Source organism: Breoghania corrubedonensis, assembly GCF_003053845.1.
Lineage (GTDB): Bacteria > Pseudomonadota > Alphaproteobacteria > Rhizobiales > Stappiaceae > Breoghania > Breoghania corrubedonensis.
Genome location: NZ_QAYG01000001.1, coordinates 1,333,609 through 1,359,472 on the forward strand (window position 1 = coordinate 1,333,609; position 25,864 = coordinate 1,359,472).

The 25,864-nt window shown below is 62.8% G+C and carries 31 protein-coding genes; 6 read left to right on the forward strand and 25 right to left on the reverse strand.

Features of this window, described 5'->3' with window-relative positions; all coding sequences use genetic code 11:
• From trbK-alt to C8N35_RS05870, 7 genes are all read right to left on the reverse strand, one after another.
• On the reverse strand, positions 1-282 hold the full coding sequence (trbK-alt, locus tag C8N35_RS05840) for a putative entry exclusion protein TrbK-alt (protein ID WP_107988608.1): 282 nt from the start codon (positions 280-282) through the stop codon (positions 1-3).
• Between the two features lie 31 nt (positions 283-313).
• Positions 314-1,087, reverse strand: coding sequence for a P-type conjugative transfer protein TrbJ (gene trbJ, locus C8N35_RS05845; protein WP_107988609.1), 774 nt, complete (start codon positions 1,085-1,087; stop codon positions 314-316).
• Positions 1,074-3,539 carry a conjugal transfer protein TrbE gene (gene trbE, locus C8N35_RS05850; protein WP_107988610.1) on the reverse strand — a complete coding sequence of 822 codons (2,466 nt, stop codon included), beginning with the start codon at positions 3,537-3,539 and terminating at the stop codon, positions 1,074-1,076. The genes trbJ and trbE overlap by 14 nt, the downstream gene beginning before the upstream one ends.
• Positions 3,540-3,555: 16 nt before the next feature.
• Positions 3,556-3,837: a VirB3 family type IV secretion system protein gene (locus C8N35_RS05855; protein ID WP_107988611.1), complete on the reverse strand. Its 282-nt coding sequence runs from the start codon at positions 3,835-3,837 to the stop codon at positions 3,556-3,558.
• The gene (locus C8N35_RS05860) at positions 3,837-4,169 is read right to left on the reverse strand and encodes a TrbC/VirB2 family type IV secretion system protein (RefSeq protein ID WP_107988612.1); all 333 of its coding nucleotides are present in this window, start codon (positions 4,167-4,169) and stop codon (positions 3,837-3,839) included. The genes C8N35_RS05855 and C8N35_RS05860 overlap by 1 nt, the downstream gene beginning before the upstream one ends.
• Positions 4,150-5,175, reverse strand: coding sequence for a P-type conjugative transfer ATPase TrbB (trbB, locus tag C8N35_RS05865; protein WP_107988613.1), 1,026 nt, complete (start codon positions 5,173-5,175; stop codon positions 4,150-4,152). The genes C8N35_RS05860 and trbB overlap by 20 nt, the downstream gene beginning before the upstream one ends.
• 249 nt (positions 5,176-5,424) lie before the next feature.
• Complete coding sequence (locus C8N35_RS05870; protein WP_107988614.1) at positions 5,425-6,354, reverse strand: EamA family transporter; 930 nt, start codon at positions 6,352-6,354, stop codon at positions 5,425-5,427.
• Between the two features lie 53 nt (positions 6,355-6,407).
• Here C8N35_RS05870 and C8N35_RS05875 point away from each other — a divergent pair, with 53 nt between their 5' ends.
• A complete protein-coding gene (locus C8N35_RS05875) occupies positions 6,408-6,905 on the forward strand; it encodes an Lrp/AsnC family transcriptional regulator (RefSeq protein ID WP_107988615.1) in 498 nt (165 codons plus the stop codon).
• Between the two features lie 88 nt (positions 6,906-6,993).
• On the opposite strand, the gene C8N35_RS05880 is transcribed toward C8N35_RS05875, so the two are convergent.
• On the reverse strand, positions 6,994-7,950 hold the full coding sequence (locus C8N35_RS05880; protein ID WP_107988616.1) for a DMT family transporter: 957 nt from the start codon (positions 7,948-7,950) through the stop codon (positions 6,994-6,996).
• 314 nt (positions 7,951-8,264) lie between these two features.
• Between C8N35_RS05880 and C8N35_RS05885 the strand changes: the two genes are divergently transcribed.
• From C8N35_RS05885 to C8N35_RS05895, 3 genes are all read left to right on the forward strand, one after another.
• Positions 8,265-9,179, forward strand: a complete 915-nt coding sequence (locus C8N35_RS05885; protein WP_170122028.1) for a LysR family transcriptional regulator — start codon at positions 8,265-8,267, stop codon at positions 9,177-9,179.
• Between the two features lie 121 nt (positions 9,180-9,300).
• Positions 9,301-10,305, forward strand: coding sequence for an EamA family transporter (locus C8N35_RS05890; protein WP_107988618.1), 1,005 nt, complete (start codon positions 9,301-9,303; stop codon positions 10,303-10,305).
• Positions 10,302-11,483 (forward strand): LysR family transcriptional regulator, encoded by a 1,182-nt coding sequence (locus C8N35_RS05895; RefSeq protein ID WP_245926669.1) that lies wholly within the window; start codon positions 10,302-10,304, stop codon positions 11,481-11,483. Before C8N35_RS05890 ends, C8N35_RS05895 begins: the two co-directional genes overlap by 4 nt.
• 94 nt (positions 11,484-11,577) lie before the next feature.
• Here C8N35_RS05895 and C8N35_RS05900 read toward each other — a convergent pair whose 3' ends face one another.
• Together C8N35_RS05900 and C8N35_RS05905 are read right to left on the reverse strand one after the other, a co-directional pair.
• Positions 11,578-12,006 carry a CopG family transcriptional regulator gene (locus tag C8N35_RS05900; RefSeq protein ID WP_107988619.1) on the reverse strand — a complete coding sequence of 143 codons (429 nt, stop codon included), beginning with the start codon at positions 12,004-12,006 and terminating at the stop codon, positions 11,578-11,580.
• A gap of 3 nt (positions 12,007-12,009) precedes the next feature.
• The gene (locus C8N35_RS05905) at positions 12,010-13,995 is read right to left on the reverse strand and encodes a conjugal transfer protein TraG (protein WP_107988620.1); all 1,986 of its coding nucleotides are present in this window, start codon (positions 13,993-13,995) and stop codon (positions 12,010-12,012) included.
• A gap of 237 nt (positions 13,996-14,232) precedes the next feature.
• Here C8N35_RS05905 and C8N35_RS05910 point away from each other — a divergent pair, with 237 nt between their 5' ends.
• Positions 14,233-15,096 carry an alpha/beta fold hydrolase gene (locus tag C8N35_RS05910; protein ID WP_170122030.1) on the forward strand — a complete coding sequence of 288 codons (864 nt, stop codon included), beginning with the start codon at positions 14,233-14,235 and terminating at the stop codon, positions 15,094-15,096.
• 95 nt (positions 15,097-15,191) lie between these two features.
• Here C8N35_RS05910 and C8N35_RS05915 read toward each other — a convergent pair whose 3' ends face one another.
• The 15 genes from C8N35_RS05915 to C8N35_RS05985 form a co-directional block, all read right to left on the reverse strand.
• Positions 15,192-16,931 carry a relaxase/mobilization nuclease domain-containing protein gene (locus C8N35_RS05915; RefSeq protein ID WP_107988622.1) on the reverse strand — a complete coding sequence of 580 codons (1,740 nt, stop codon included), beginning with the start codon at positions 16,929-16,931 and terminating at the stop codon, positions 15,192-15,194.
• A 243-nt stretch (positions 16,932-17,174) separates the two neighbouring features.
• Positions 17,175-17,942 carry a lytic transglycosylase domain-containing protein gene (locus C8N35_RS05920; RefSeq protein ID WP_107988623.1) on the reverse strand — a complete coding sequence of 256 codons (768 nt, stop codon included), beginning with the start codon at positions 17,940-17,942 and terminating at the stop codon, positions 17,175-17,177.
• Between the two features lie 3 nt (positions 17,943-17,945).
• Positions 17,946-18,281 carry a DUF736 domain-containing protein gene (locus C8N35_RS05925; protein WP_107988624.1) on the reverse strand — a complete coding sequence of 112 codons (336 nt, stop codon included), beginning with the start codon at positions 18,279-18,281 and terminating at the stop codon, positions 17,946-17,948.
• Between the two features lie 48 nt (positions 18,282-18,329).
• Positions 18,330-18,875 (reverse strand): S26 family signal peptidase, encoded by a 546-nt coding sequence (locus tag C8N35_RS05930; protein ID WP_107988625.1) that lies wholly within the window; start codon positions 18,873-18,875, stop codon positions 18,330-18,332.
• On the reverse strand, positions 18,872-19,393 hold the full coding sequence (locus C8N35_RS05935) for a DUF2840 domain-containing protein (RefSeq protein ID WP_107988626.1): 522 nt from the start codon (positions 19,391-19,393) through the stop codon (positions 18,872-18,874). Before C8N35_RS05935 ends, C8N35_RS05930 begins: the two co-directional genes overlap by 4 nt.
• Positions 19,390-19,641, reverse strand: coding sequence for a ribbon-helix-helix protein (locus tag C8N35_RS05940; protein ID WP_107988627.1), 252 nt, complete (start codon positions 19,639-19,641; stop codon positions 19,390-19,392). The genes C8N35_RS05935 and C8N35_RS05940 overlap by 4 nt, the downstream gene beginning before the upstream one ends.
• Positions 19,638-20,276, reverse strand: coding sequence for a ParA family partition ATPase (gene parA / locus C8N35_RS05945; RefSeq protein ID WP_107988628.1), 639 nt, complete (start codon positions 20,274-20,276; stop codon positions 19,638-19,640). Before parA ends, C8N35_RS05940 begins: the two co-directional genes overlap by 4 nt.
• A complete protein-coding gene (locus tag C8N35_RS05950) occupies positions 20,273-21,451 on the reverse strand; it encodes a replication initiator protein A (protein WP_107988629.1) in 1,179 nt (392 codons plus the stop codon). The genes parA and C8N35_RS05950 overlap by 4 nt, the downstream gene beginning before the upstream one ends.
• A gap of 8 nt (positions 21,452-21,459) precedes the next feature.
• A complete protein-coding gene (locus tag C8N35_RS05955; RefSeq protein WP_107988630.1) occupies positions 21,460-21,732 on the reverse strand; it encodes a helix-turn-helix transcriptional regulator in 273 nt (90 codons plus the stop codon).
• Between the two features lie 127 nt (positions 21,733-21,859).
• Positions 21,860-22,336, reverse strand: coding sequence for a DNA -binding domain-containing protein (locus C8N35_RS05960; RefSeq protein WP_107988631.1), 477 nt, complete (start codon positions 22,334-22,336; stop codon positions 21,860-21,862).
• Complete coding sequence (locus C8N35_RS24480) at positions 22,284-22,661, reverse strand: transcriptional regulator domain-containing protein (protein ID WP_428977087.1); 378 nt, start codon at positions 22,659-22,661, stop codon at positions 22,284-22,286. Before C8N35_RS24480 ends, C8N35_RS05960 begins: the two co-directional genes overlap by 53 nt.
• A gap of 82 nt (positions 22,662-22,743) precedes the next feature.
• On the reverse strand, positions 22,744-23,007 hold the full coding sequence (locus C8N35_RS05965; RefSeq protein WP_107988632.1) for a DNA -binding domain-containing protein: 264 nt from the start codon (positions 23,005-23,007) through the stop codon (positions 22,744-22,746).
• Between the two features lie 122 nt (positions 23,008-23,129).
• Entirely contained in the window at positions 23,130-23,384 is a 255-nt protein-coding gene (locus C8N35_RS05970; RefSeq protein ID WP_107988633.1) for a hypothetical protein, read from the reverse strand.
• Between the two features lie 183 nt (positions 23,385-23,567).
• Positions 23,568-23,888 carry a DUF736 domain-containing protein gene (locus C8N35_RS05975; protein WP_044418038.1) on the reverse strand — a complete coding sequence of 107 codons (321 nt, stop codon included), beginning with the start codon at positions 23,886-23,888 and terminating at the stop codon, positions 23,568-23,570.
• Between the two features lie 578 nt (positions 23,889-24,466).
• Complete coding sequence (locus C8N35_RS05985; RefSeq protein ID WP_107988634.1) at positions 24,467-24,904, reverse strand: hypothetical protein; 438 nt, start codon at positions 24,902-24,904, stop codon at positions 24,467-24,469.
• A gap of 231 nt (positions 24,905-25,135) precedes the next feature.
• Between C8N35_RS05985 and C8N35_RS05990 the strand changes: the two genes are divergently transcribed.
• Positions 25,136-25,840: a class I SAM-dependent methyltransferase gene (locus C8N35_RS05990; protein WP_107988635.1), complete on the forward strand. Its 705-nt coding sequence runs from the start codon at positions 25,136-25,138 to the stop codon at positions 25,838-25,840.
• Positions 25,841-25,864 lie beyond the last annotated feature (24 nt).

The window sequence follows — 25,864 nt, forward strand, 5'->3', positions numbered from 1 at the left end:
TTATTCCTCGTCTCTGGAGGCAGCGCCGGACGCTGCACGGCCGAGGAAACGGTCACGGGTCTCGGCCCAGACCGCGAGACACTCCGCATCACGGACGGCCGCTTCGCCGAGTTGCTGGCAGCGGCGCTGCTCAGCGCGCAGCAGATCGACGGAGGGCGCAAACGCTGGCGCGGGAGCCGGTCGTGCAGGGTCCTCATCGCGCGTCAACTCGATCACCGTCGCCGTGATGGCGAAGGCGACGAAGACGATCGCTCCGATCCGCGCCAACGTCTTGCCCTCCATCGCTGCCTCCTTTCCGGCCACTTGGCCCAAGTCAGTTGTTGCCGGTGTTGAACATCTGCGCGTTGCCGGGCTGGTAGCCGCTGCCGGGCGTCAGGAAGCGCTCGCGTTGGACGCGCCCCTGTTCGGCAGCGGCGGCGCGTTCGGCGTCGGTTAGCGCCTGGGCGCGGCCATTGGCGGCAATGACGGCCGTGAGATCGGATAGTTGCTGGGCCTGGAGTGCGAGGAGCTGATTGCCGGCCTGCGTCGCCTGCAGCGCGCCGGTCGCCCCCTGGCTCTGGTCGACAAGCGCTTCCATCTGGGCGCGGTTGGTCTCGATATTGCCCACCACGCTGGCCTGGACGCGCATGGCGTCCTGCAATCCGCCGACGGTGTTTTGCCAGCGCGAGCGCGCATCGGCCACGAGTTGCTGCTCGGAAGCGCTCAGGTCGATATTGGCGTATTTCTGTTGGAAGGCCTGGTCGATCTGCTGGACGTCGAAGGCAATGTTCTGTGCCTGCTGCAGAAGGGACTGTGTGCGGCCGACCGCCTGCTGCAATTGCTGCAGCGAGGAGTAAGGCAGGCTTGTCAGGTTGCGCGCCTGATTGATCAGCATCTGCGCCTCGTTTTGAAGCGATGTGATCTGGTTGTTGATCTGTTCGAGGGCGCGGGCTGCCTGCAGCACGTTCTGCGCATAGTTGGTGGGATCGTAGACGATCCACGCCGCCGAGGCCGGGGGCGCCAGCACCATCGGCAGCACTGCGACGGGCGCGGCGATGAGCGCGGCGGCAAAGCGGGCCGCGCGCGAACGGGATTTAAATGTCTTCATGGTCAGTCTCCTTCTTGAGCTGGGGGGTGAGATTGCTGAGATCGGGAATGAGATCGGCCGCCCAGTCGGCACCGCGCTCACGCAGCCAGGCGGCGAGGAAGTCCGTGCGGCCATGTTCGGCAAAGATGCGGGCGATGGCGGTCTGATCGGTCTTGGCGGAGGTGGCGCAGAGCGCGAGCGCCACTTCGCTCAAGCCCAGCTCGAAGAGCCGGTTGCCGCGGCGCGACTGGCAGTAATAGTCGCGCTTGGGCGTGGCGCGCGCGAGGATCTCGATTTGGCGGTCGTTGAGGCCGAAGCGGCGGTAGATCCCGGTGATCTGCGGCTCGATCGCCCGCTCGTTGGGGAGGAGAAGCCGCGTCTGGCAGCTCTCGATGATGGCCGGCGCGATCGCCGAACCATCGATGTCGCTGAGGCTTTGCGTTGCGAAGACGACGGAGGCGTTTTTCTTCCTGAGCGTCTTCAGCCATTCGCGAAGCTGGCCGGCAAAGCCCTCGTCGTCGAGCGCCAGCCAACCTTCATCGATGATGATCAGGGTCGGGGACCCGTCGAGCCGGTCCTCGATGCGATGGAAGAGATAGGCGAGCACCGCCGGTGCCGCGCCGGTTCCGATCAGTCCCTCGGTCTCGAAGGCCTGCACACTCGCTTCACCGAGATGCTCGGTCTCCGCGTCGAGCAGCCGCCCACAGGCGCCGCCGATGCAATAGGGCCTGAGCGCCTGCTTGAGGTCATTGGATTGGAGCAGCACGGCAAGGCCGGTGATCGTGCGCTCTCCGGCGGGCGCCGAGGCGAGCGAAGTCAGCGCCGTCCAGAGATGCTCCTTGACCTCTGGCGTGAGCTCGACGCCTTCGCGCATCAGGATCGCAACGACCCAGTCGGCTGCCCAGGCCCGTTCAGCCGTCTCTTCGAGACGGGAGAGCGGCTGCAGCGAGACGCTTTGGTCATCGCCTTCGGTCAGGCCGCCGCCCAGATCATGCCAGTCGCCGCCCATGGCAAGCGCGGCTGCCCGGATCGAGCCCCCGAAATCGAAGGCGAAAACCTGGGCGCCGGCATAGCGGCGGAACTGCAGCGCCATCAGCGCAAGCAGCACAGACTTGCCCGCGCCGGTCGGACCGACGACGAGCGTGTGCCCGACATCGCCGACATGAAGGGAAAACCGGAACGGGGTCGCGCCCTCAGTTTTGCCGAACAGCAGCGGGGGCGCTGCAAGGTGCTCGTCCCGTTCCGCCCCCGCCCACACGGCGCTGAGGGGGATCATGTGGGCGAGATTGAGCGTGGAGATCGGCGGCTGTCGGACATTGGCGTAGACATGTCCGGGCAGCGATCCGAGCCACGCATCGACGGCGTTGATCGTCTCGGGCATCGCGGTGAAATCGCGGCCCTGGATGACCTTCTCGACCAGACGCAACTTCTCGTCGGCGACGCGCGGGTCAGCGTCCCACACCGTTACCGTGGCGGTGACATAGGCGACGCCGGCATAGTCGGCGCCAAGCTCCTGCAGGGCGAGATCGGCATCGGCCGCCTTGTTCGACGCATCGGTGTCGACCAGAACTGACGCCTCGTTGGTCATCACCTCCTTGAGGATGGCGGCGATCGACTTGCGCTTGGCGAACCACTGGCGCCGGATGCGGGTCAGGAGCTTCGTCGCATCGGTCTTGTCCATCAAGATGGCGCGGGTCGACCAGCGATAAGGAAAGGCGAGACGGTTGAGCTCGTCGAGCAGACCGGGGGTGGTCGCCGTCGGGAATCCGGTGATGGTCAGGACGCGCATATGCTCCTCGCCGAGCCGTGGTTCGAGTCCGCCGGCAAGCGGTTGGTCGGCGAGCAGCGCGTCCAGATAGATCGGCGTCTCGGGGACGCGGACGCGGTGGCGCTTCGTCGAGACGCAGCCATGCAGATAGGTCAGCGTCTCGGCGTCATCGAGCCAGCGGCATTCGGGCATGAAGGCATCGACCAGGCGCAATACGCGGTCGGTGCGGTCGGCGAAGCCGGCCATGACCTCATGCGGATCGACGCCCTGCGTCTCGCGGCCCTCATAGAGCCAGCTCTCGGCGCGCGCGGCGTTCTCGGCCGGCGTCAGATAGGTGAAGGTGAGAAAATAGCTCGACTCGAAATGCGCATCGGCTTCCTCGAAGCTTGCCTTGCGTTCGGCGTCGACCAATGCGGATGCGGCATCGGGAAAGCGGCTGTCGGGATAGCTGTTCGAGGGATGGCGCTGCGCCTCGACGAAGATCGCCCAGCCCGATCCGAGACGGCGGAAGGCGTTGTTCAGCCGACCGGCGACGGCGACAAGCTCGGCGGGGACGGCCGAATCCAGGTCCGGTCCCCGGAACCGTGCCGTGCGCTGGAAGCTGCCATCCTTGTTGAGGACGACGCCTTGGCCGACCAGCGCAACCCAGGGCAGGTAGTCGGCGAGCCGGGTGTTGCGATTGCGGTATTCGGCGAGGTTCATCATCGATTGTTCCTCGCGCTCAGACGGACAGATGCGCGGGAATACGCAGGTGCCGGCGGCCGACCTCGACGAAGAGCGGGTCGCGCTTTGCGGCCCAAACCGCCGCGAGATGGCCGACCGCCCAGATCGCAACGCCAACCAGCCAGAGCCGCAGGCCGAGGCCGACCGCGCCGGCGAGCGTGCCGTTCATGATGGCGATGGCGCGCGGGGCGCCGCCCAGCAGGATCGGTTCGGTCAACGCCCGGTGGACGGGCACCAAGAAGCCGAGCAGTTCCCCGCCCTGTTCGTCCGCGCCCGCCATCAGACGAGCGCCCCGCCGCCGAAGGAGAAGAAGGACAGGAAGAAGGAACTCGCCGCGAAGGCGATCGACAGCCCGAAGACGATCTGGATCAGGCGCCGGAACCCGCCGGACGTGTCGCCGAAGGCAAGCGTCAGGCCGGTGATGATAATGATGATGACGGCAAGGATTTTGGCGACCGGCCCCTCGATGGATTCGAGGATCGATTGAAGCGGCGCTTCCCATGGCATGGAGGAGCCGGAGGCATGGGCAGCGGGCGCCGTCACCAGGGCAATGACGGTCACCAATGTCGCGGTCGCCAGTCTCTGGCGGGCGTTACACAGAGTCTGGTTCATGGGTGCGTTCCTTTGCGGTTGCTGTGAGAAGAGGAAATTCCGAAGCCGTGATCGCTCCGGCGACGCGATAGTCGCCATCGGGGCCGAGACCCTCGACGCGGGCGAGTTCGGAAAGACGGCGGGCCGCGCCACGGCCTGACAGCACCGCCACAAGATCGATCGTCTCTGCGATCAGCGCGCGCGGAACGGTGACCACGGCCTCCTGGATGAGCTGTTCGAGGCGGCGCAGCGCACCGAGGGCCGAGCCCGCATGGATCGTGCCGACGCCGCCCGGATGGCCAGTGCCCCAGGCCTTCAGGAGATCAAGCGCCTCACTGCCGCGGACCTCGCCGATGGGAATGCGGTCGGGACGCAGGCGCAACGAAGAGCGGACCAGATCGGAGAGAGAGGCCACTCCATCCTTCGTCCGCATGGCGACGAGATTGGGGGCTGCGCATTGCAGCTCGCGCGTGTCCTCGATGATGACGACGCGATCGGCGGTCTTCGCGACCTCGGCAAGAAGCGCATTGGTCAGCGTCGTCTTGCCGGTCGAGGTGCCGCCGGCGACGAGGATGTTGGCGCGGGCCGCGACGCCGCCGCGCAACGCAGTGGCCTGTTCGGTCGTCATGATGCCGGCGGCGACGTAGTCGTCGAGAGTGAACACCGCGACGGCGGGCTTGCGGATCGCGAAGGCCGGGGCTGCGACCACCGGCGGCAGAAGCCCCTCGAACCGCTCCCCCGTCCCGGGCAGCTCCGCCGAGACGCGCGGGCTCCCGGCATGGACCTCCGCGCCGACATGGTGGGCGACCAGACGGATGATGCGCTCGCCGTCCTCCGACGACAGGCGCTCGCCGCTATCGGACAGGCCCTCGGAGAGACGGTCGATCCACAGCCGCCCGTCCGGGTTCAGCATCACCTCGACGACGCCGGGGTCTTCGAGAAAGGCCGCGATGGCCGGTCCGAGCGCGGTGCGCAGCATCCGCGCGCCGCGTGCGATCCCTTCCGAATTGTTATGTGAGGCTGCCATCCGATCCCCGATTCCAACGGGGACAACTAGGCGATCCCCATGCGGGGATGATTAAAAGAGCCTGATTTGGGGCTTATTCAACAGGTATTTAGCGGCGTAGTAGCGTAGCGTGCAAATACAGGAAAACGGCGACATCGCTTAAGGCAACCGCCCCGCCGGGACGAAAGCATGAGTTGCCGTTGAGTAATATAAATATGAACAGATAAAGCCGATCTTCACCTGCGGTTATTCGGCAGCGAACTGCAGTTTTCAGATCCGTGAAGACCTGTGGATCGCCACTCCGAACATCACGAGCAGCACACCAACCACATCCGCGGCGCTCGGTATCTGTCGCAATACGACCGCACCAATGATCGTTGCGGTCGCGGGCAGTAGCGCCAGTAGAAGGGCGAAGCTGGATCTGGGCAACCGGGACATCGCGAGTTGGTCGCAGACATACGGGATAACCGAGGAACAGACTCCAACGCCAATACCCGCAAGAATGAGCATCGGTGCGCCAAAGGCATTGAGCGCCTGCATGAAGCCGATCGGCATGACGAACAAAAGGGCGACTGACATGGCAGCGCCCAGCCGTTCCACTCCGCCCGAAGCTCCCCCTTCGGAAATCTTGTGGCCGAGAACAATGTACAGGACGAAAAGCATCCCGTTCAGCGTTGCCCAGGCTAGGCCAACAAGATCCGAGGCCAAGACCGGCGCCCCGGCGGCAAAGAGCGAGGGCACATTGATCAGCAACGTCACTCCCGCTAGCGCAAGCGCGAAGGCAAGAAGATTGCGCCCGGTTCGCAATCCCCAAAGCGCAATGCCGATGGTGCCAACGAATTCGATTGCGGCAACGAGCGCGATCGGCAACCGGTCCAGAGCGAGATAGAAAGCCGTGTTCATGATCGCAAGCGTACCTCCGAGCGCAAGCAGGAGCAGCCGCTCGCGAGCGGTTGCGGCACGGAAGGTTCGCCAAGGTTTGGTGATGGGCGCGAACACGAGCGCTGCGGACGCAATCCGAAACCAGGCAACGCCCAAAACCCCGACGAATGGAAACAGCAGGACCGCAAAGGACGGGCCGAGGTAGTGAAAGACCGCCGAGACGCCGAACCAGGCGTGCGGTGGCACTGCTTCCGCAACGCGGGACATGGCACCGGTTGTGCCGTTCACGGGGAGCTCGGAGGTCGCCTCATCGTTCATTCTGAGATAATATAAGGCTGTTGGCGCAAAATATATGGAGGTTGAGCGATATAATGGAAAGAAGGCACGGTAAAGAAAAGGCGAATGGGTCGAACACCCTTCGAATCGAAAATAGCCGGCTTGACCCCGTCGATGCCGCCATCATTCGAGAACTCTATGCCGACGCGCGCATCGCCCGCGCGGAGTTGGCACGCCGCGTCGGCCTCTCCGCGCCAAGCGTCGGGGACCGAGTTCGGCGGCTGGAGGATATTGGCGTCATCACCGGCTATGGCGCGAAGATCGATCCCGCGCGGCTCGGATATGGGTTGACGATTCTTATACGAGCGCGGCCACTGCCAGGTGAAATGAACAGCATGATCGCTGCGATTCGTGAGACGCCGCAGGTTGTCGCCTGTGATCGGGTCTCCGGAGAGGATTGTTTCGTGGCACGGGCCCATGTCCGCGACGTGACCGAGATGGAAGCGGTCATCGACCGGATCGTACCATTCGGGGCGACGAACTCATCCGTCGTCCAATCGACGCCGATTGCGCCGAGACTGGTCGAACTATGAGACCGGAGGCATGATGGGCTACAATGGCATAGTCGAGGGCTACCGGGTCACGCTTCAGCGGCACCCACGGACTCTGTCTCAGCGCACTCTATTTCCTTCGCTGATCGGATCCAGAACGCGACATGACAGAACCTCGTGCCAACAATGCCATGGCGCCGATCAGAAGTGCGGCGCCAAACAGGCCGACGGCTCCAAGGTATTCGTCGAATAGACTCCATGCCAGCGTCGTTGCGGTGAGCGGCTCCATCAATGACGCAATGCTCGCCACGGTCGCCCCTGCGTGCTTCATGCCGGAAAAGAACAACATATAGGCCATGGCAGTTGGCACGAGCCCGATATAGAGAAGCAGGCAGAGGCTTTGGATCGGCATCGTCTCGGGGACCCGGCTTGCCGCGAACGGCAGCAGCAGGAGCGCGCCGACACCGAATCCGATCGCGATCAGCGAGAACGGATGATGACGTGGCGCCAGAATCCGACTGAGCATAGTGAATGCCGCGTAGCTGAAGGCCGAACCAAGTGCCCAGGTGGATCCTGCAATGATAGCGTCGCGTTCGGCGCCGGCATCGGAAGGGACACCAACGAGCATGGCCGTGCCGATGACGCCCATGAGCAATGCGCCGATTACGAGCGGGGCAAGGTGCTCCCCCAGAATTGCGCCTGCGAGCAGCGCAACGATCAGCGGCGCGGTGCAGATGGTGACGAGTGTGGCGATGGCAACGCCGGTCGCCTCCACTGCCGTGAAGTAGAATAGCTGGTAGAGCGCCATCGTCGCGCCGACTAGGAGGATCGCTCCAAGTTCGAGACCGGCAAAGGCAAAAGTGCGGCGGCCGACCCTAAACAGGGACAAGGCGAACAAGGGCGGTGCGGCCAGAGCCAGACGCATGAAGCCGACAAAAACGGGAGAAACATCGGCGGTCCCGTAAAGGAATTTTGAGGCCACGCCGACCGTGCCCCACAAGACGGCCGCCGCCGCGACCAGCAGAACGCCCCGAACGGCGGTCGGCGGCGACGGTTTGTCGATTTGCGCACCCACCGATTTACTCATTGGTATGCCTGATCGCGTCATGGCCGCTTGTCGCCAGGCGGCCACCCCTTGGGATAAGCACTGGGCCCGATGGTGAATCGTTGCGGCGAACGATCGGCCGACGCCATGGCAATGATGCCAAATCCCTCGCCCAAAAAATTTCTCTCAAAGGGGCATTCACGGCGGCTCCGTTGTCTCCCTGTTTCATGGTTCCGCCTCGTTGCATCGCCGTTGTCGTTCGACCCCTGCGTGTTGGAGCAATCCTGAGGCCGAAGCTTCAAATCCTCCAATCTACACTATAGATTTACCATGTCGTTTATAATATAATAATGATTATGAACATTCGTGATATAGAAGCCTTTGTTGCAGTTGCCGAAGCGGGCTCGGTCAACAGGGCTGCCCATCGTCTGAATCTGTCGCAGCCCGCCGTCACACGTAGGCTGCAAAACTTTGAGGCAGCCCTTGGCGATGCGGCGCTGCTTGACAGGAGCGCGAAACCCCCAGTGCTGACGCCGCACGGGCGTCAAGTTCTTGAAAATTGTCGGAGCGTGCTGAAAGCGCTGCGCGAACTCAAAGCAAACTCCACGCCAGGCGTCCCGTCCGGCACATTCAGACTTGGCGTCGCACACGGGCTCTCGGACATTGTTCTGAGCTCCCCGCTCGATGATTTACGGCAGCGCTATGCGCAGGTCCAACTGCGGATCAGCGCGCAGTGGACCAGTGGACTTGTTGAAGATGTGAGAAACGGCAGCCTGGATTGCGCCATTGCGCTGATCGAAAGCAACTCCGCTCTGCCATCCAGCCTGAACGCCGCAGCCCTGGATGTCGAGGATCTGGTTATCGTCGGATCCCGTCAGTTCGAGCTCTCCGGCGCCAACCGCGTTGCAGGTCTCAACGACATTGCCAATCAAGGTTGGATCCTCAATCCGCCGGGCTGTGGCTATCGAGCTGCGATCCAACGACTATTCGATCGGCAAGGCATGGCTCTTGATATTGCAGCGGAGGTGTTCGGGCATGACCTTCAGCTTTCGCTAGTGGCCCGGGGCGCGGGGCTTACCATCGTGCCGCGCCGCAAGCTCGAAACCAGCATCCATCGTCCGGCACTCAGGATCATCCGTGTGTCCGGTCTGGAGTTGCAGACGACGATTACCCTGCTTCATGGAGATGCTCTGGGAAGCTTTGCTTCGGTGACCGACTGGCTTCATGCGCGCATTTCGGCCGAGCTAAACGAACCGACAATCACTGCATAATCTATATTCATTATATGCATTTGTTGCATTTTATACCTTTGGGTAGGATGGAGTGAGAGCGGACGGCCGAATCCAGCGGCCATAGGTGATATCAGATAGATGCCGCTCATCGGGGAGCGGCATGAGGAAAGCGACAGAAACAACAAGGCCGTATCGAGATAGTCCCTTCGGAGCGCCGAAGGGATTGCGGGAAATTTCACCCCACTGGGCGGCCGGAGTGCTCTTGGGTGGGCTTGGTATGCTCGCCTTCAGCGGAACGTTGCCAGCGACGCGGATCGCCGTTCCTTTTTTCGGACCGACCGTCCTCACCTGCAGTCGAATCCTCATTGCCGCAGGGCTAAGCGCGATCACCTTGCTGTTGATAAGCGGCAGATGCGTTCCCCGACGCGATCAGTTCGTCGGCATTGCATGGACCGGCATCGGAATTGCGGTGGGGTACCCTCTGTTCGTTGCCTTGGCCGTTGAAGGCGTGCCAGCCTCTCATGGGGCCGTCGTGATCGGTCTCACGCCGGCCGCGACCGCGATTTTTTCCGTCCTGCGCGCCGGAGAGCGACCGCCTTTGCGGTTCTGGCTTGCCTGCGGAACCGGTGTTCTGGCTGTCGGGCTGTTCGCTCTTTGGGAAGGTGGCGGAAGGATAGTTCCCGCAGACGGTTGGCTTGCGGCGGCGATCCTCAGTGCCGGGATCGGCTATGTCGAGGGCGGGCGGGTGTCGCGAGAACTCGGGGGGACTGTCACGCTGTGCTGGGCCATGATCCTGCTGGCTCCATTGGCCGGCGGCATTCTCATTGGTGCGGCCCTGAGCCGTGCTTGGTCACCTGTTCCCTGGGAGGCCTGGACAGGATTCGGATATGCCTGCGTGATCAGCATGTTTCTGGGGTCGGTCGCCTGGTACAAGGGCCTCGCCGCGGGCGGCATCGCGCGCATCGGGCAGATCAACCTCATTCAGCCGCTTTGCGCTCTGATCTGGTCGGCTTTGCTCCTTGGCGAAAAAGTGTCTTGGCCCTTCTTCGCCACGTCCATCGTGGTTCTTTTTTCAATGGCAATTTGCCTTCGTAGCCGTGTCCGCGTAACGGATCGCGATAGGCGTGTCGATGCGGGGGAGCAGGAAAATGCCGGTAGACCGTGACGAAGCTGTCATTGAGGTCCGGCGTCTTTTCGCAGGCTCCGGGTTCCATTCACCAGCTTTGCATATTGAGCACTTTTGGCTCGGCGCACCCGATGTTGTCCGGGCGCAGCCATGCTGTTCTCGTCGGCGGACAGGAACATGCAGATAGCGAAGTTCGCCACAGCGTGGGCCCGACGGTAATGGAGGTCAGACAGCTAAACTACGTTATTGCGGCGGCGGACAATGAGAGTTTCCGACGAGCTGCAGAAGCACTGCACGTGCGACAGTCCAGCGTCAGTCGAGCGATACGACAGCTTGAAGATGAACTGGGTGTCTCCCTTTTCGAACGACGATCTACTGGTGCGCATCTGACGGATGCCGGACGGAGCTTGCTTGCCGAGGTTCGACCGGCTTTGGAGCAGCTTGGACTGGCACGTAAGAGCGCTGCCGCCGCTGGGCGCGCTGAGATCGGCGTTGTGCGTGTCGGTATTCTCACATCCCTTTCCGGAGGATTCCTACGAGAGCTCATTCGCAGCTACGCCGCGCGACATCCGAGCATTGTAGTCGACATTCGCGATGGCGGCCGGGACGAACATCTCTCGGCAATTAGACGACGGGCGTTGGACGTCGCATTCGTGACCGGCGACCGTCAAGTCGCTGACTGCGAGACATCAACATTGTGGGAAGAGCGTGTCCACGTGGCGCTGCCTACAGAACACCACTTGGCTCGCATGCGGCAACTTGACTGGCCTGATCTGCGAAACGAACGCTTTATCGTGAGTCGCTTTGCGCCAGGTCCCGAGGTGCATGACTACATCATTCGGCGTGCGGCCGACTATAGTACCTATCCAAACATTCACTACCGAACAGCGCACCTTGGAACCCTGCTGAATCTGGTCGGCTTGGGTCAGGGCATCACTTTGGTTTCGGCTGCGTTGACCCAAGTGCAAATGCCAAGCCTCGTACTGCGTCCGTTGACTGACGTGGCCGACATCGTCCCGTTTAGTGCTGTCTGGTCTCGTCACAACGACAATCCTGCGCTACGCCGCTTCGTCAGCGTAGCCCATACACTTGCGGGCCGCGTACGGCGAGGCGCATCCGATTGGTCGCACGAGGCAATGGGAATTATGCCGTCCAAGTGCGAAGCTCATTTGGGCCGGAAAAAACATGGTTCCTCATCACCAGGTCGCGCTGGTTGATGTGGCAAGTGGGGCGGAGAAGCCACTCTCGCTCCAGAGTCCACGGCGCAGAACGGATAGATTCGAACTACACGATTCGGTGAGAAGAGTTGGCCTAGTCGCCCGACGCATCGACATCTTCCGAAATTTCCTGCCTGAGTTTCGGCCCTTTGGCGAGGCGGCGGCCGAGAGCAGTAATGAACGCCTCATAGCGTTCCCCCGCTTTCGCCCGCGCGGCTTGAGCAGCCGGTTCCGGCAAGGCCGGTGTCGTCGCCAACCAGAATCGCACGAAAATGGCCAACGTCTCGACAGAGATCCCGACATCGCGCTCCAGACGTGTCATGCGGCGGTCTAGTTGGTCGAGACGCTTGGCGACAACCGCTTCGCGCTTTTCGGCATGGTCCGGCGACAGGAAGGAGGCGATCGCTGCCTCTGCGATCATCGACTGTGGCTGCTCGCGACGGGCAGCATAGTCCGCCAGCATCGTCATGACGTCCGGGTCGAGATATACGGAGATCTGTGTCTTTTTCTTGCGGCCAGGCATTGGCTAAAGCTCCATCCCGTCCTTGGGATCGAGCGATACCTGCCGCGCCACCCGTTGCATGACACGGGTCATCCCGCTGTTCCGTGCGCTCTCCTCCTGATCGACATCGACAGGGTCGATCTCGAACTCGTTTTCGAGCGGCTCTTTCTTCTCGACGGGCTGAGTGCGGCTGAGCTCAGGCTGACGTCGCCGTTCGGAGTCAGTCGTGTCTTCCTCCCCGGTCGCGTTGCCAGTGGCCTCAGCGATGAGTGCTGGCTTCGGTGGCAATGGCAGCGCGGTCCAGTCGTCGCCTCTGGCCTTGGTCGATGCAATCATAGACGGAGGGGGCAGGATACGTTCCTGGAAGCGCCGGTCCTCGTAGTAGCGAAGCTTCTTCGCGCGGATCGGCGAAATGCCCGCGACCATGACGACTTCGTCCGCGGGCGGAAGCTGCATGACCTCTCCGGGCGTCAGCAGCGGCCGCGCGGTTTCCTGCCGCGATACCATCAGGTGGCCAAGCCAGGGTGAGAGCCTGTGCCCGGCATAGTTCTTCATCGCCCGCATCTCGGTCGCCGTGCCGAGCGCGTCCGATACGCGTTTGGCCGTGCGCTCGTCATTGGTCGCGAAGCTCACCCGGACATGACAATTGTCGAGGATAGAGTTGTTCGGCCCATAGGCCTTTTCGATCTGGTTCAGCGATTGGGCGATCAGGAAGCTCTTGAGTCCGTAGCCAGCCATGAAGGCGAGTGCGCTCTCGAAGAAGTCGAGGCGGCCGAGCGCCGGAAACTCGTCCAGCATCAGCAGCAATTTGTGGCGCGCGGTCCCGGCATGCAGATCCTCGGTCAGACGCCGGCCGACCTGATTTAGGATCAGGCGGATCAGCGGCTTGGTGCGATTGATGTCGGACGGTGGCACGACAAGATAGAGCGTGGCCGGACGCTTGCCGCCGACCATATCGGAGATGCGCCAGTCGCAACGCCGTGTCACCTTGGCGACGACGGGATCGCGGTAGAGCCCGAGGAACGACATGGCGGTGGACAGGACACCGGAGCGCTCGTTGTCCGATTTGTTGAGCAGTTCGCGCGCCGCGCTGGCGATGACGGGATGCGGGCCTGCTTCGCCGAGATGCGCCGTCTTCATCATGGCGGCGAGCGTCGACTCGATCGGGCGTTTCGGGTCCGACAGGAAGGCGGCGACGCCGGCGAGCGTCTTGTCCTTCTCGGCATAGAGGACATGGAGAATGGCGCCGACCAGAAGCGCGTGGCTGGTCTTCTCCCAGTGATTGCGCTTTTCGAGCGAGCCTTCGGGATCGACGAGGATATCGGCGATGTTCTGGACGTCGCGCACCTCCCATTCGCCGCGGCGAACCTCTAGCAAAGGATTGTAGGCTGACGATTTCGGGTTGGTCGGATCGAACAGCAGCACCCGGCCGTGCCGGGCGCGAAAACCAGCCGTGAGCTGCCAGTTCTCCCCCTTGATATCGTGCACGATCGCCGAGCCCGGCCAGGTTAGCAGCGAGGGGATGACCAGACCTACGCCTTTACCCGAGCGGGTCGGCGCAAAACACAGGACATGCTCCGGTCCCTCATGACGCAGATAGTCATCCTTGAGCTTGCCGAGGACGACACCGTCGGGCCCGAGAAGGCCCGCGGCCTTGACCTCATCCGGTTTCGCCCAGCGCGCCGAACCATAGGTGTCGACGCTCTGCGCTTCGCGTGCCCTCCAGACGGACATTAGGATCGCCACCGCGATAGCGATGAACCCGCCGGAGGCGGCGATGATAGCGCCCTCAATGAAGATCGGTGGGGCATAGGCGTCGTAGAAATACCACCACCAGAAGAAGGCCGGAGGGTAGTAGACCGGCCAGCCATAAACCTCGAACCAGGGCGCGCCCAACTGGGGCTGAAAGCCGAGACGCCAAGCAGTCCATTGCGTCGCCGCCCAGGTAGTGGTGGGGACGATCGTGAAGACGATGAGGATTTGCCCCCAGAGAATTTTCGTACCCGACATGGCCGTAGTCCGCTCAAATATCGGAACGCTGGGGGCTAGAAGCCTGACCGACAAGCCCACTTGTTCTCTTGTCGCAAGAACGGCGGCTAGTGGATAAACAACGGCGTGGTACCACGAATTGTCTGGCTGGTCAGAAATGCGGGACGCAGCTGTCATTCTTGCATTCAAATTGAAGGTCGGCTTTGCTGCCATTGTCTCAATTTCATCGAAACGGAAATGGGCCTAGTTCGAACCGAGATGAGTTATGACAGCTTCAAATCCTCTGACGGCGTGCCACTTTGCTATCGCCAGCAGGGCAATGGGCCACTGATCGTAGGTCTACACGGTTTCCCGGATACCTATCAGACGTGGGATGATCTGGGAGCTGGGCTCGCACACCAAGGGTATAGCTTCATTGGCTTGGCGATGAGGGGCTATGCGCCCTCAGGTATACCCGAAAACGGCAATTATGCGATCCACCGACTTGCCCGCGACGTCGTCGAGCTTCTGGATCACATCGGGTGCCAAAGCGCGATTGTGGTTGGCCATGATTGGGGAGCCTCGGCTGCTTATGCCTTGGCAGCACGTTATCCGGATCGGGTCACGGCCATAGTGGCCTTTGCAATTGCCCCCCCGGCTGTTGCACCCGGTGGATTTGGCGAACTTCGGGCAAGACCCCACAATCTTTATCTGAGTCTAGGTGCTTTATCGAATTGGTGGTTTCGACGCAGAAATTTTAGGGAGATTGAGAGACTTTATCGGCTGTGGAGCCCCAGCTGGCAAGTTCCCAGATCTCATCTGGATAGAGTCCGTGACGCTCTCAAAGCAAAAGAGCGGTCACGTGCTGCGATTGACTACTACCGCCTTGGCCGAGCCGCTCAATCCTCAGATGCGCTGATGGTTAAGCTATCCACCCGGTGTCTGGTCCTTTACGGGGAGGACGAACCCGACGTCCGCAAATCCGCGTTTCGTAAGGCCCTCAGCGTCTTAGGAGGCGAGTCTAAAATTGTTGAGATTGCTGGTGTTGGACATTGGCCGCACTTGGAAGCGCCCGATCTCTGTTTGTCGAAAGCAAAGGAATTCTTGATGACGACATCTGGCGCTGCTCAGCGGCAGTCTTAGGCAATCTAGAAATTCAAGCAGCCGTTCATTGGCTCTGCAGCATTCGTCAAATTGGGCTCCAAGCTGACCTTGCGAGCTCCGAATGCTATAAGTGATCACCGTCCCAGCCCTCGTTTGCGGCCGAAGCTCCAGTCGACCCCGCCGTCGGCACGCGCGATCCCGGTGATGTGGCGGCCTAGATGCTTCTCCATCGAGGGCGTCCAGGGCACGAGTTGGAAGCCGAGCCCGTCGTCGATCATCGCGAAGCGGCCAGAGGCAAGCGTCAGGCGCTGGCGATAGGCGCCGGCAACGTGCTCGCCGCTGCCAGCGCGTTGGAACGGCTGCCCGGTCTGAGCCGCGAGCTTCTCGCCGACCTCGTCCACCTCGCGTCGGCGGAGCGTGTCGATGAGATTGCGGCTGAAGACGATCCGCCGGCCTAGCCGCTCCGCAAAGCCCTCGCCGATCAGATGGTCGGCCCGCCTGCCGAGGGCACTTCGCACCTCCGCGCCGAACCCGCTTTCGGAGAGCGCGGCGGGATCACGTGCGATGTTCTGCCGGTCGAGCCAGGTCGCGCCGGATGCGGTCACCTGCCGTTCGATGTCGAGATCGGAGCGCACCGCGAGCGCGACGCGGCGCCGGCCGCGGGAATCGTCATAGGCGCGCAACTCGACGATCGAGCCCGGCGCGCTGTCACCGGCCGCATCGAGATCGGCGAGCTTGATATGGTGGGACCGCCCGTCGACGCCGTCGACCACGGCATAGGCACGGCCCTTCAGTTCGTCATCGAGACCGCGTTCGAGCAGGCGCCCGACAATCGGAACGTCGAGACTTTCGGCCGCCAGAACGAAATCCGCCGAGCCCCTCTTGATGCCACGCTCGGTCAGTGCGCGGTGCATGCGCTTTATGATGTCGCCGCGCTCGCCGAGCTCGCGCATGGTATCCTCGGCCTTGTCGCCGATCATCCATTGGCCGGGACCGACCTGCTCGGCCAAGCCGAGCGTCTCCAGCTTGCGCAGCCGCCCGACCTTGAGCGCGTGGAATTCGTCGGGCTGCTCGCCCGGTGGCGGCGCGAGGTCGATGATGCCGGTGCGCCGGCTCTCGCGAACGAGCTGGCGATCGAGTTGCGTCCAGCGCTCCGTTTCGATCTGACTTTCGAGGGTCCGGCGGATGTCGAGATCGGTGCGCGGCCCGAGTTCTTGAGTGATGAGATCGCGCGCCCGGTCGCGCATGCCTTCCTTGATGTAGTCGCGCGAGATGACGAGGTCCTGACCGTCGTCGCGGACACCACGCACGATCAGATGGACATGCGGGTGTTCGGTATTCCAGTGATCGACCGCCACCCAGTCGAGTTCGGTACTGAGATCCTTCTCCATCTGTCCGACCAGATCGCTGGTGAAGGATCGGAGGTCAGACATTTCCAACGCGTCGTCGGGCGAGACAATGAAGCGGAAATGGTGGCGGTCGCCCTCGCAGCGCTCGGCGAAGGCGCGTCCATCCGCATCCTCCTCTCCCGGCCCGAATAGCCGCGCCTTCTCGTCATCGCGGGTCACGCCGTCGCGGCGCAGATAATCGAGATGCGTGCCGAGCGGCGCGGCGCGCGCGGAATGCCGGACCACACGCGCCTTGATCACCGCGCCGCGCGAGCGTGCGGTGATGAGCCGGTTGGCCTGGATGCTGGCGCGCTGGCCGTGCCCGAAGCGTGAGTGGTTGCGGGAAACGACGCGGCCGGAGCGCGACACGCCTCCGCCCGCCTTCTTCGCGGCCGCGAGCGCCTGGGCGATGAAGGGGCGCGCGGCCTGGGCGCGGGTCGAGCGGATGCGGCCGGGACGGATGCGGAACTCGCGGTCATCGGCCATGGCATCGCTCCGCAATGTGCGAAAATTCGCGTAGACACAGGCCCTTGAGCGATCGGCGCACATTGCGCCAAGGCCCGGCAATGTGCGGAACGCGCGAGAAATCCCAAGCAAAACAACCGACCGACCGGCGCGCAATGTGCGCCCTTTTATCCTGCCATCGGTCGGTTGTTGTGCCTGCCGCTCCCTCATTCGCCCGCCATGATACGCCAGAGCCCGACTGCATGCGAAAAGAGCTGAAGCGCGTCATGGGTCGGCCCCTGTGTCGTCCTGGGCGATGAAAATGCTCTTCGGATGAGAATGATCTTCGGCATCGGGCCGCACCGGCACGGAAGTGGAACGGCGGTCCGAACGCTTGCCCGTGGTTCGGGTTGCCGCCATCCGAGGGTCAGTCGAGCGCGGCACGAAGAGCGGCGCCTCGCGCCAGTCGGGCGGTGGTGACGGCGTAGCCGGAGCGCCCTGCGAAGGCACCGTGGCGTCGAGCGCGGGTGCGAGCAGATCGACATAGGCCCGTGTTTCGGCGGGCAACGGACGCCCGGTCGCCAGGTATTCGTCGTAGCGATCCGGCCCCGCATTGTATGCTGCGAGCATCGGCGGGATCGTGCCGTAGCGGTCGTACATCTCGCGCAGATAGGCCGCGCCCGCCAGGATGTTATCGCGCGGGTCGAAGGGATCGGAGCCGAGCCGATGTCGAACCCGCAGATCATCCCAGGTCGCCGGCATGACCTGCATCAATCCCTGTGCGCCGGCATGGGAGATCGCGCGCGTGTTACCCGCGCTCTCTGCACGCATGACGGCGACGATCCAGCGTTCGGGAATGCCGAACCGCCGTGCCGCCTCGGCAATATGCGCAGCGATGGGATTGCGGACTTCGTGTCGTCCGGCGGGCACCGGCTGAGCGGATGTATCGCCGCCGTCGAGCGCAGCGATTATGAGGCCGGAAAGGAGAAGGAGGGCAATGCGGCCGCAGGGACCGCACCGCCGCAACGTTGCTGACGGACCGATTAGCGGCATCGATCAGTCCTGCTCGTCGCGCTTCTTCGGGCGGGTCCAGTGCAGACCCCAGTCGCGTCCATCCTCGTCCGACTGGAACAGCCGGGCACGCACCGGAAACGCAAATGCCGGGTCATCGAGGACGACGGAGATGAACGTGCCTGCGCGGTCGCCAGTGTGTTTCCAGCCGGCGCCGACCTCGGGGCCGGTCTCGTCGCCGAGATGAACGCGGTAGGCGGGCGCGTTCTCGCTGTCGGCATTCTCGGCCGCGACGAAGGTGAGCGCGCAGTCGAAGGACAGCGAGCGCATGCGACCGCTGTAGCCGTTCTCAGTGCGCGTGAATTGTCCGATCTGTGGCATGGTGATCTCCTGTCTGGATGCGGTGGGATTACGGGAGGGCGTGCGTCTTCACCGCATCGGCGCGTGCCAAACGAAGTGGCCATCGCCGTCTTCGTCGGTGTAGAGAGGGATGGCCCGGCCGATGACAGTCGTTGCCGGAAGCGGCCCGAAATACCGCCCGTCAAGGCTGTCGGGGACTTGCCAGTTCATGAGGAAGAATTCGTCGGCGGCGACGGTGCGGCAGCCGCTCCAGACCGGCAGCGGGCGGTCCAGGCGATCGCGGTCGCGGGCCTCGCCCATCGCGATTCCGTCGACCGTGATGGTGCGGCCGATCCGGCATATGCGCTGTCCCGGCAGCGCGAGGACGCGCTTCAGGATCGGCACGTCGCGGCCGATGTAACCGCGCTCGACCATGTAATCCTCGAGCGGCTCGGGCGGCATCACGGCGACCAGATCGGGGACGTCGAGATGCGCGGCGGGCTCGATCCGATAGAGGCCGATCGGTGCGCTCGCCGACACGTTCCAGACGAGCTTCAGCGATGTCGGAACGATCGCGGCCGCAGCGACGCCCATGGCGGTGAAGTAGGTGAGCATGACGTAGCCGAAGCGGGTCATCGTTTGATCTCCCGCCGCTTGAGCCAAGCCTGGTGGCGCTCCTGCGTGTAGGGACGCGGCTCCTGGCCGGCGCTCATCCGGTGCGCTACATGGCGCCAGTGATCGGGGGCGGCGTCGCAGGGATCGACATCGGCGGCTTCCACCGCGTCGATGTGCTGGAGCACCTTCTCGACCTTCGGCCAGCCTTCGATCTTGAGCAGGATTTCCCCGCCGGGTCGCACGAAAGGGAGCGTCTGGTATGTGGCGCCGGATTCGACGGCGCGCACGATGTCGATGCGTGAGATGACGGTGCCGTAGTCGTTGGCTGCCCAGCGCACGAAGGCGAAGACAGCGCCCGGCCGGAAGGAGACGACGCGCCTGCGTCGGTCAATGATCCGCTCGCCGGCCTCGCGGCCGAAGCGAATCCAGTATTCGATCCTGCCCTCGATCCAGGTCAGTTCGACATGGGTGAGTGCATCGGAAGTGTGGGCGGACGGCATCCGGCCGCCGCCAACGCGGGGGGCCGCGGTGCCGGTCATGAGGGATCTCCTTCGTCTGTGGGGAATTCGCGCGCGAGCAGGTCGCGCAGCATGTCGGCAACCGTGACGCCGCGCTGGAATGCGGCGATCTTGATGCGGCCGCGCAGCTCGGGCGTGATGTCGATGGTCAGCCTTGCGGTGAAGCCGGACGGCTTGCCGTCACGGGGCGCGGCGTCAACGGACCTGATCCACTGCTCGGGATCGCCAGGTCTGGCTGCGAAGGTGCGGCGGTTGGGACGGTCGCTCATGGCAGGAGCCTCCCCACCTCGATCGCGAGCGACGCGATTTCACGGGCTGCGATGCTGTCCGCGTCGCACTCGCAAGCGAGGCGGCCGGACTGGGCGGCCGATGCGAAAATGACGCGCTGACCGATCGTCGTGCTGAGCGCTGGCGGGTCCTGGTTAGCGAGCACATCGCCGATCTCGCGAGCGATGATCGTTCGAGCCGGACAGCGATTGAGGACGAAGCGCACGACCAGTTGCGGTCGGAATATTTGCGCCTCCTTGATCAGCCGGAGGATCTCGGCCGAGGCCCAGCCGTCGAACGGAGATGGTTGAACCGGGATGATAATGACGTCCGCGGCAAGCAGCGCCGAGCGCATCAGTCCCGCGACGCGCGGGGGACCGTCGATGACGACCTGATCGGCAGTACGGGCGAGTTCCGGTGCTTCATGGTGGAGGGTGTCCCGCGCCAGGCCAATGACGCCGAAGCGCCGCGGCAGGCCTTCATGGCCGCGCCGCTCGGACCAGTCGAGCGCCGATCCCTGCGGGTCGGCGTCGATCAGAGTGACCCTGTTCCCGCCTCGCGCCCATTCACCGGCAAGATGCAAAGCGAGCGTCGTCTTGCCGACGCCGCCTTTCTGGTTGAGAAGCGCCACGATCATGAGCCGCCTCCCGTCCCACTTCCGGTTAGCGGATGTGTGCGTGCGACAGGGCCGTTATTGCGGTCGGATAGCGCTGCCGGGCAGCCGTTCTCTCCCTCTTTTCGGCCCCTCGGAGAGGCGTTTTCCCCAGAGCGCGCGCCCCTACAAAAGTTAGATTCTTTGTTAGACTCTAAGTTAAGGGGCCGATTTTCGCTTTGCGCTGAAGAGGTTAGTGCCGGTTCGGGTTCCTGATAGCACGAGGGGTCGGTTCCCGATGGCACGATAGTGCGGGTTCCCGATAGCACGACGGCTTCCACAGGTTCTCCACAGGGCGCCGGTTCGAATGCGAGCAGCGTGCGACCGCCCGCCTCGATTTCGAGGAAGAGAGTGTAGCCCGGCAGCGGCTGACGCTGGATGATGCCCCGCAGTTCGAATGCGAAGCGCTTGAACGGAGAGAGGCTTCCGGATTTGAGGTGAAGGTGCCGGAAGTCAAACCGCCAGCCACGCTTTTGGCGGCCGCCATGCTTACGCACGATCCGGTACAGCCAGCGCTCGATGCCGCCCGTGAGGCCAAAATAGGCGCGGTCTATGGTGAGGACGAGGGCCTCGTCCAGCACCGCCTTGTAGAACCAGTCCGGCACGATGAGCTCGATGCCATCGGGGTTGCCGAACGCATCGGCCCTCTCGGTCCATTCGTTGATCCAGGAGAAGCGGTGCATGCGCCGACCGGTGGTGCGTGCATCGGAGGCAGGTTCATTGCGATATCGTGGATTGGACGGTGGCTGCCGCAGGGTGGTCGCGACAGTCGTCGATTGCAGGCGGTCGAGCGCGGCTCTCAGCCGGCGATAGTCGCGTGCGCTGGTGCCGCGTCCAATGAAGGTGAGAATATCGTATGGAGTGGTAGCGATCAGGCGCGACGTGCGAAAGCCGTTATCGCGCGCCTCGACAATCTGGCTGGCTGCCCAGATCAGGATGTCGGCATCCCAGATCGTGGCCATGCCATGCTCGGGCACGGCTTCCACGCGGATGGCGATCTCGCCAGCGCAGAAGTCTATCGGCTCGACGCGGTGGGATTTGGAGAGGCTGAAGAAAGGATAGGCCATGAGGTCCTGCGCATCGCGCGGCGCAAGGTCGCTCGGCAGAGCACGGAACAGCTCAAGCTGGTCCCTTTCCGATCTGCGAGGACGCGCCGCCATGGAAGTGATCAGCGGTCGTCGGCTGGCGACAGATCGTCGTGGCGCTTGGCCGGCAGCACGGTGCCGACGCCGGGATCGGACGTGGACCGTTTGACTCCCCGTTCCGCCCAAGCCTGCAGGTCGTCGACCGAATAGACGACGCGACCGCCGAGCTTGCGATATTCCGGACCGGTGCCGTAGGTGCGGTGTTTTTCGAGGGTGCGTGCCGAGAGGCTGAGAAAGCGGGCGGCCTCGGGGGTTCTCAGATAGCGCGGCGGTAAACCGGCGGTGGCTGCGGGCATGAGCGTGCCTCCGTGATCCTTGCTGGCGCCGCCGGATATCGGCGGTGCATCAGGGTCACGGTGGCGGAGAAGAAAGGGCGTGGGGGAGTGCGAAGATTCGGGAGAAAATTCGCACCCCTGCCAACCATCAGCTGCGATCTGGACGATGGCCGAGAAGAAGGTTGCGATAGCCGCCGGCCATGAGATCGAAACCGGAGGCGACGCGGCGCATCACGGTGTCGCGAAGTGCCGTCGATTTCCATGTGATGGCGTTGACCGGTTCGGCGCCGAAGACTGTCTCGGCAATTTCCTGATAGGTGGCCCCAGCCTGCCTGCCGTCGATCGTGCGAAGGCTCTCGATCAAACGCTGTCTGCGTTGAGGCGTTATCCGCTTGTCGGGCGAGCAGTGGTGATGGAGGGCGGCATCGCGGAAACGAAACAGCGCATCAATGCGATCCTGCATGAACTGATCGATGAGAGCGACGACTGCCACGGGACCGTCTGGAAGGCGACCGTCCAAGCAAACCGCCGCGAATTGTACTATTCCGAGGGAAAAGTGGACATAGAGGCCATCATCCGCCGCTCGGGCATCGACCGGATCGATGGCGACGCTCACCGTGGGCATGGTTGAAGCCGTCTGAGGCGCCAGGATGAGGACGGCTGGATCGACGGCCGGGCTCCAGAAAATCTCTGCGTCGATGGCGGACAGGCTTGGAGCTATCGGGAAAGCGCAACCCCCAGTGCGCCGTCAGCGCGGTCGCGGCACGTTCGTCCGTGGGATCGATGGCTGCCACCTCCTGTTCGTAGTCAGGATTGCGCCTCAGAAACTCCCACGCGAGTTCAGCGGGATTCAGATCGCTCAGATATTGATAATTCGAGGCGCTTCGCCAGTTCGTGTCCGCCGCCATGCCGAATTCCTCCCCGACTCCACTCGGTGGTACGCATGTCATTGGAAGATCGCGTCAAAATTGAATTCTGCATAGCCTGACAACCAGCATATGGTGATGCGTGTCGCGCATCACCTCAGGTTGCTCAATGATAGGCCGAGCGAAGGAGGTCGCGGTAACCGTTCTCGGTCATCCAGCGTGCACGGGCGAGATGCGTCTCATGAACGTGCTGGGCACGGTCGGGCTGTTCGTCGGGATCGAGACCGAAGATGACGCGGACCACTTCGGCCCAATGTGCGGTGTCCGCTTCGGCATCGAGCAACCGCAAATAGGTCGCAAAATGAGCGCGGTCGTAGTCTGTCAGATGCTCGCTTCTCGGAGGTTCATCCAGAAAGTCACCTTCGCGCATTTGTCCCCCTGTTCCGTGGCGCAACGCCAGGAAGCCTATCGTTAACGCAAATTGACGAAAATTGTAGGGGCTCGCCCGGAATTCGTCGCCATGGTGTTGGCGTGCGGCGAGAGCCAATCTCGTCAGGCCAGTGAGCTCTCATTCTGCTGCTCTGCAACGATCATCACTCCTTCGCCTCGGTCGGAGGACAGGAAGACGATGCCGGCTGCTTCCAGCGCCCTTCGAACCTGATCGCACGTGCTCTCATGCACCTTGAGCCCATTGACGGACTCGAGGCGCTTGAGCGCAGTCAGCGATACCAGGGCCTTTTCAGCGAGCATGTCTTGTGTCCAACCAAGCAATGCGCGTGCGGCCCGTGCCTGTCGGGCGGTGATCATGCATGATCACCTCCACAGACCTCGATACTCACGCCACTAAAACAACTATAATAGTCGCCTTTATGAGATTTGGAAGCAAAAAAGGCTTTCGGAAACAGCTAATCGGTGACTGACGGTGAAACTGATTCGGTCGGCCAAGGTGTCGGCCCCGCCCGGACCTGCCGGGCGGGGCCTGACTGGGCCTCACTCGCCGTTGCGGCGGGTGGGACGGGACCAGATGAGGCTGTAACCGTCGTCTTCGTCGTCGAAGAGGTTGGCATAGATCGGAGCGGTGAAGCTCGGATCGTCGAGCTTGAGGCCGAGATAGTCGCGGCCCTCGTTCGACTGCTTGGACCAGGCTGCCCCGATTTCGGCGCGGCCGACCAGGACGCGGTGGCTGGGGGCGTTCTCGCTGGTCTGGTTGGTTTCGGGGACGATGCGGACGTTCTTGGCCTGCACGTTGAGGGTGACGATTTCGCCGGTGTACTCGTTGCCGGACTTCTTGAAGGTGCCGATGGTTGCCATGGTAGGTCTCCTTGATCACTGGTTTCGAGCCCGCACCATTGCGGCCTCGATGGCGATCGGAGAGGCCGGAGGCGATTGACGGCGCATCGCTTGCGACCGCAGCGTCAGCGGAGGATGGCGATCCGGCGGGTTTCTTGCCGCGCGAGGAATGGCGGCGCAGCCGTCAGGGGAAGAAACTTGACGGGCGTCATTGCGCCATAGGCGATCGAGGCACAGCCGGCCTTCGGCCAGATCAGTCCATTGAAGAGGCCGTTTGGAGCGGTCGGCTCACAGGGATCGTTCAAGGAGACAGTGGCGACACTGTTCGCTCAAGCTTCTGTCCGGCGAAGGAACGGAGATCGTCTTCTACACTGCAGGCTAGTCCGCTTCGTATCCGACTGCGCCACGGGATGCGGCCCCACAGCCCATCACAGTCCAATACCGGTTGCGCTTTGGGGCGGCTTTCTCCATGCCGTCAGGAGGCGCAGAACAATGAAGGAGCTCGCCGGTCCTGCACTCGCCGTTCTTATGCCGCACTCAGTCTTCGATACGGGGCGCGGTATGAGACCCCTTCGTTCCGTCCCGACCTGACATCGGGGTCAGACGCTGACGGTGGTTTGCCCGGTAGGCTCGGGGGCAGCCATAGACGTCACCCGTACGAACGCAGTGATGCCGACCGCCACCGCGCCGATCACGGAGAAGACGGTCTGCCAGGTTTCCGACGGCATGAGATGTTTGACGATGCCGTGGGTGGCGTGGAAGCCCGCGATACCGGCCGGCGCGACGAAGGCCAGCGCAACGACGAGTTTCACCCACATGGGACGGGCGAACAGGATGAGGAACTGCCCGATGCCGAACACAAGGGCTGCGCCGAAAAGGCCTACCAGGACGCTACCCGGCAGACCCGCGCCGGTTTGGTAGGCCCACGTTCCGGCCTCCACGCCGCCGAGCGCGGGCAATGCATAGGTGGCAAGGGTAAACAGCAGCCAGCAGATGGCTCCGATCGCGGCGATGGATCCGAGAATTGCAATAATCATGGTGGAGTCTCCGTAGGATGAGGTTCGAACGGTCGCGCCTCCACCACCGCCATGGCGCAATCAAAAACATATCATATTCACGACTGGGATTCGAGTTGGAAGGTCTGGTTCGAACCCCTACCTTCACATTGACTCCCGCTAATCGAAGCCGAGTCTAGCACCAACAGGGCGCAACTGATCACTCCTCGACCACGATGAATGCCAGTTCATATCGCCAACCGGAAGAACAACATGACCGATGAACACCATCGTCCTTCATCACCCCAATTCTTCAATCAGGAGATGGCGGAAAGCTATGACGAGAAGAACAGCAAGCTCACCCCTATCTCGGACAACATGCATTTCCTCGTGCGTCTCGTTCTCGCGGACCTGCCGCCACAGGCAAGGATTCTCTGTGTGGGGGTCGGCACGGGCGCGGAGATTGTCTCACTTGCGCACGCCCAGACCGGTTGGTCCTTCGTGGGCGTCGACCCTTCGGCGGAAATGCTTGAGGTTTGCCGCAGAAGGCTGAAGCAGGCGAATGTTCTGGACCGGTGCGAGCTTGCGCACGGCTATATCGACCAAGCGCCACAAGGTGAGGATTTCGACGCCGTCCTGAGCATGTTGGTTGCCCATTTCATTGCACGTAGCGACAGGAGCGGCTTCTATCGGGAGATCCGTGATCGGCTGAAGCCCGGCGGATATTTCATCAGCACGGAGATTTGTGTCGATCTCGATTCGGCTGAGTTCCCTGCGATGCTCAAGAATTGGGAGCGTGTTCAAACCCTGATGGGCGCGACGCCGGACTCACTGCAGAAACTCCCAGAGATGTTGCGAGATACGCTGTCGGTGCTGTCGCCTAGCGAAACGAGAACTCTTTTGAAGACAGCCGGATTCGATTTGCCCGTTCCGTTTTTCCAGGCATTTCTGGTCCGCGGCTTCTTCGCGAAGAAATAGGTCAGTGCATCGGATAACCCGCGT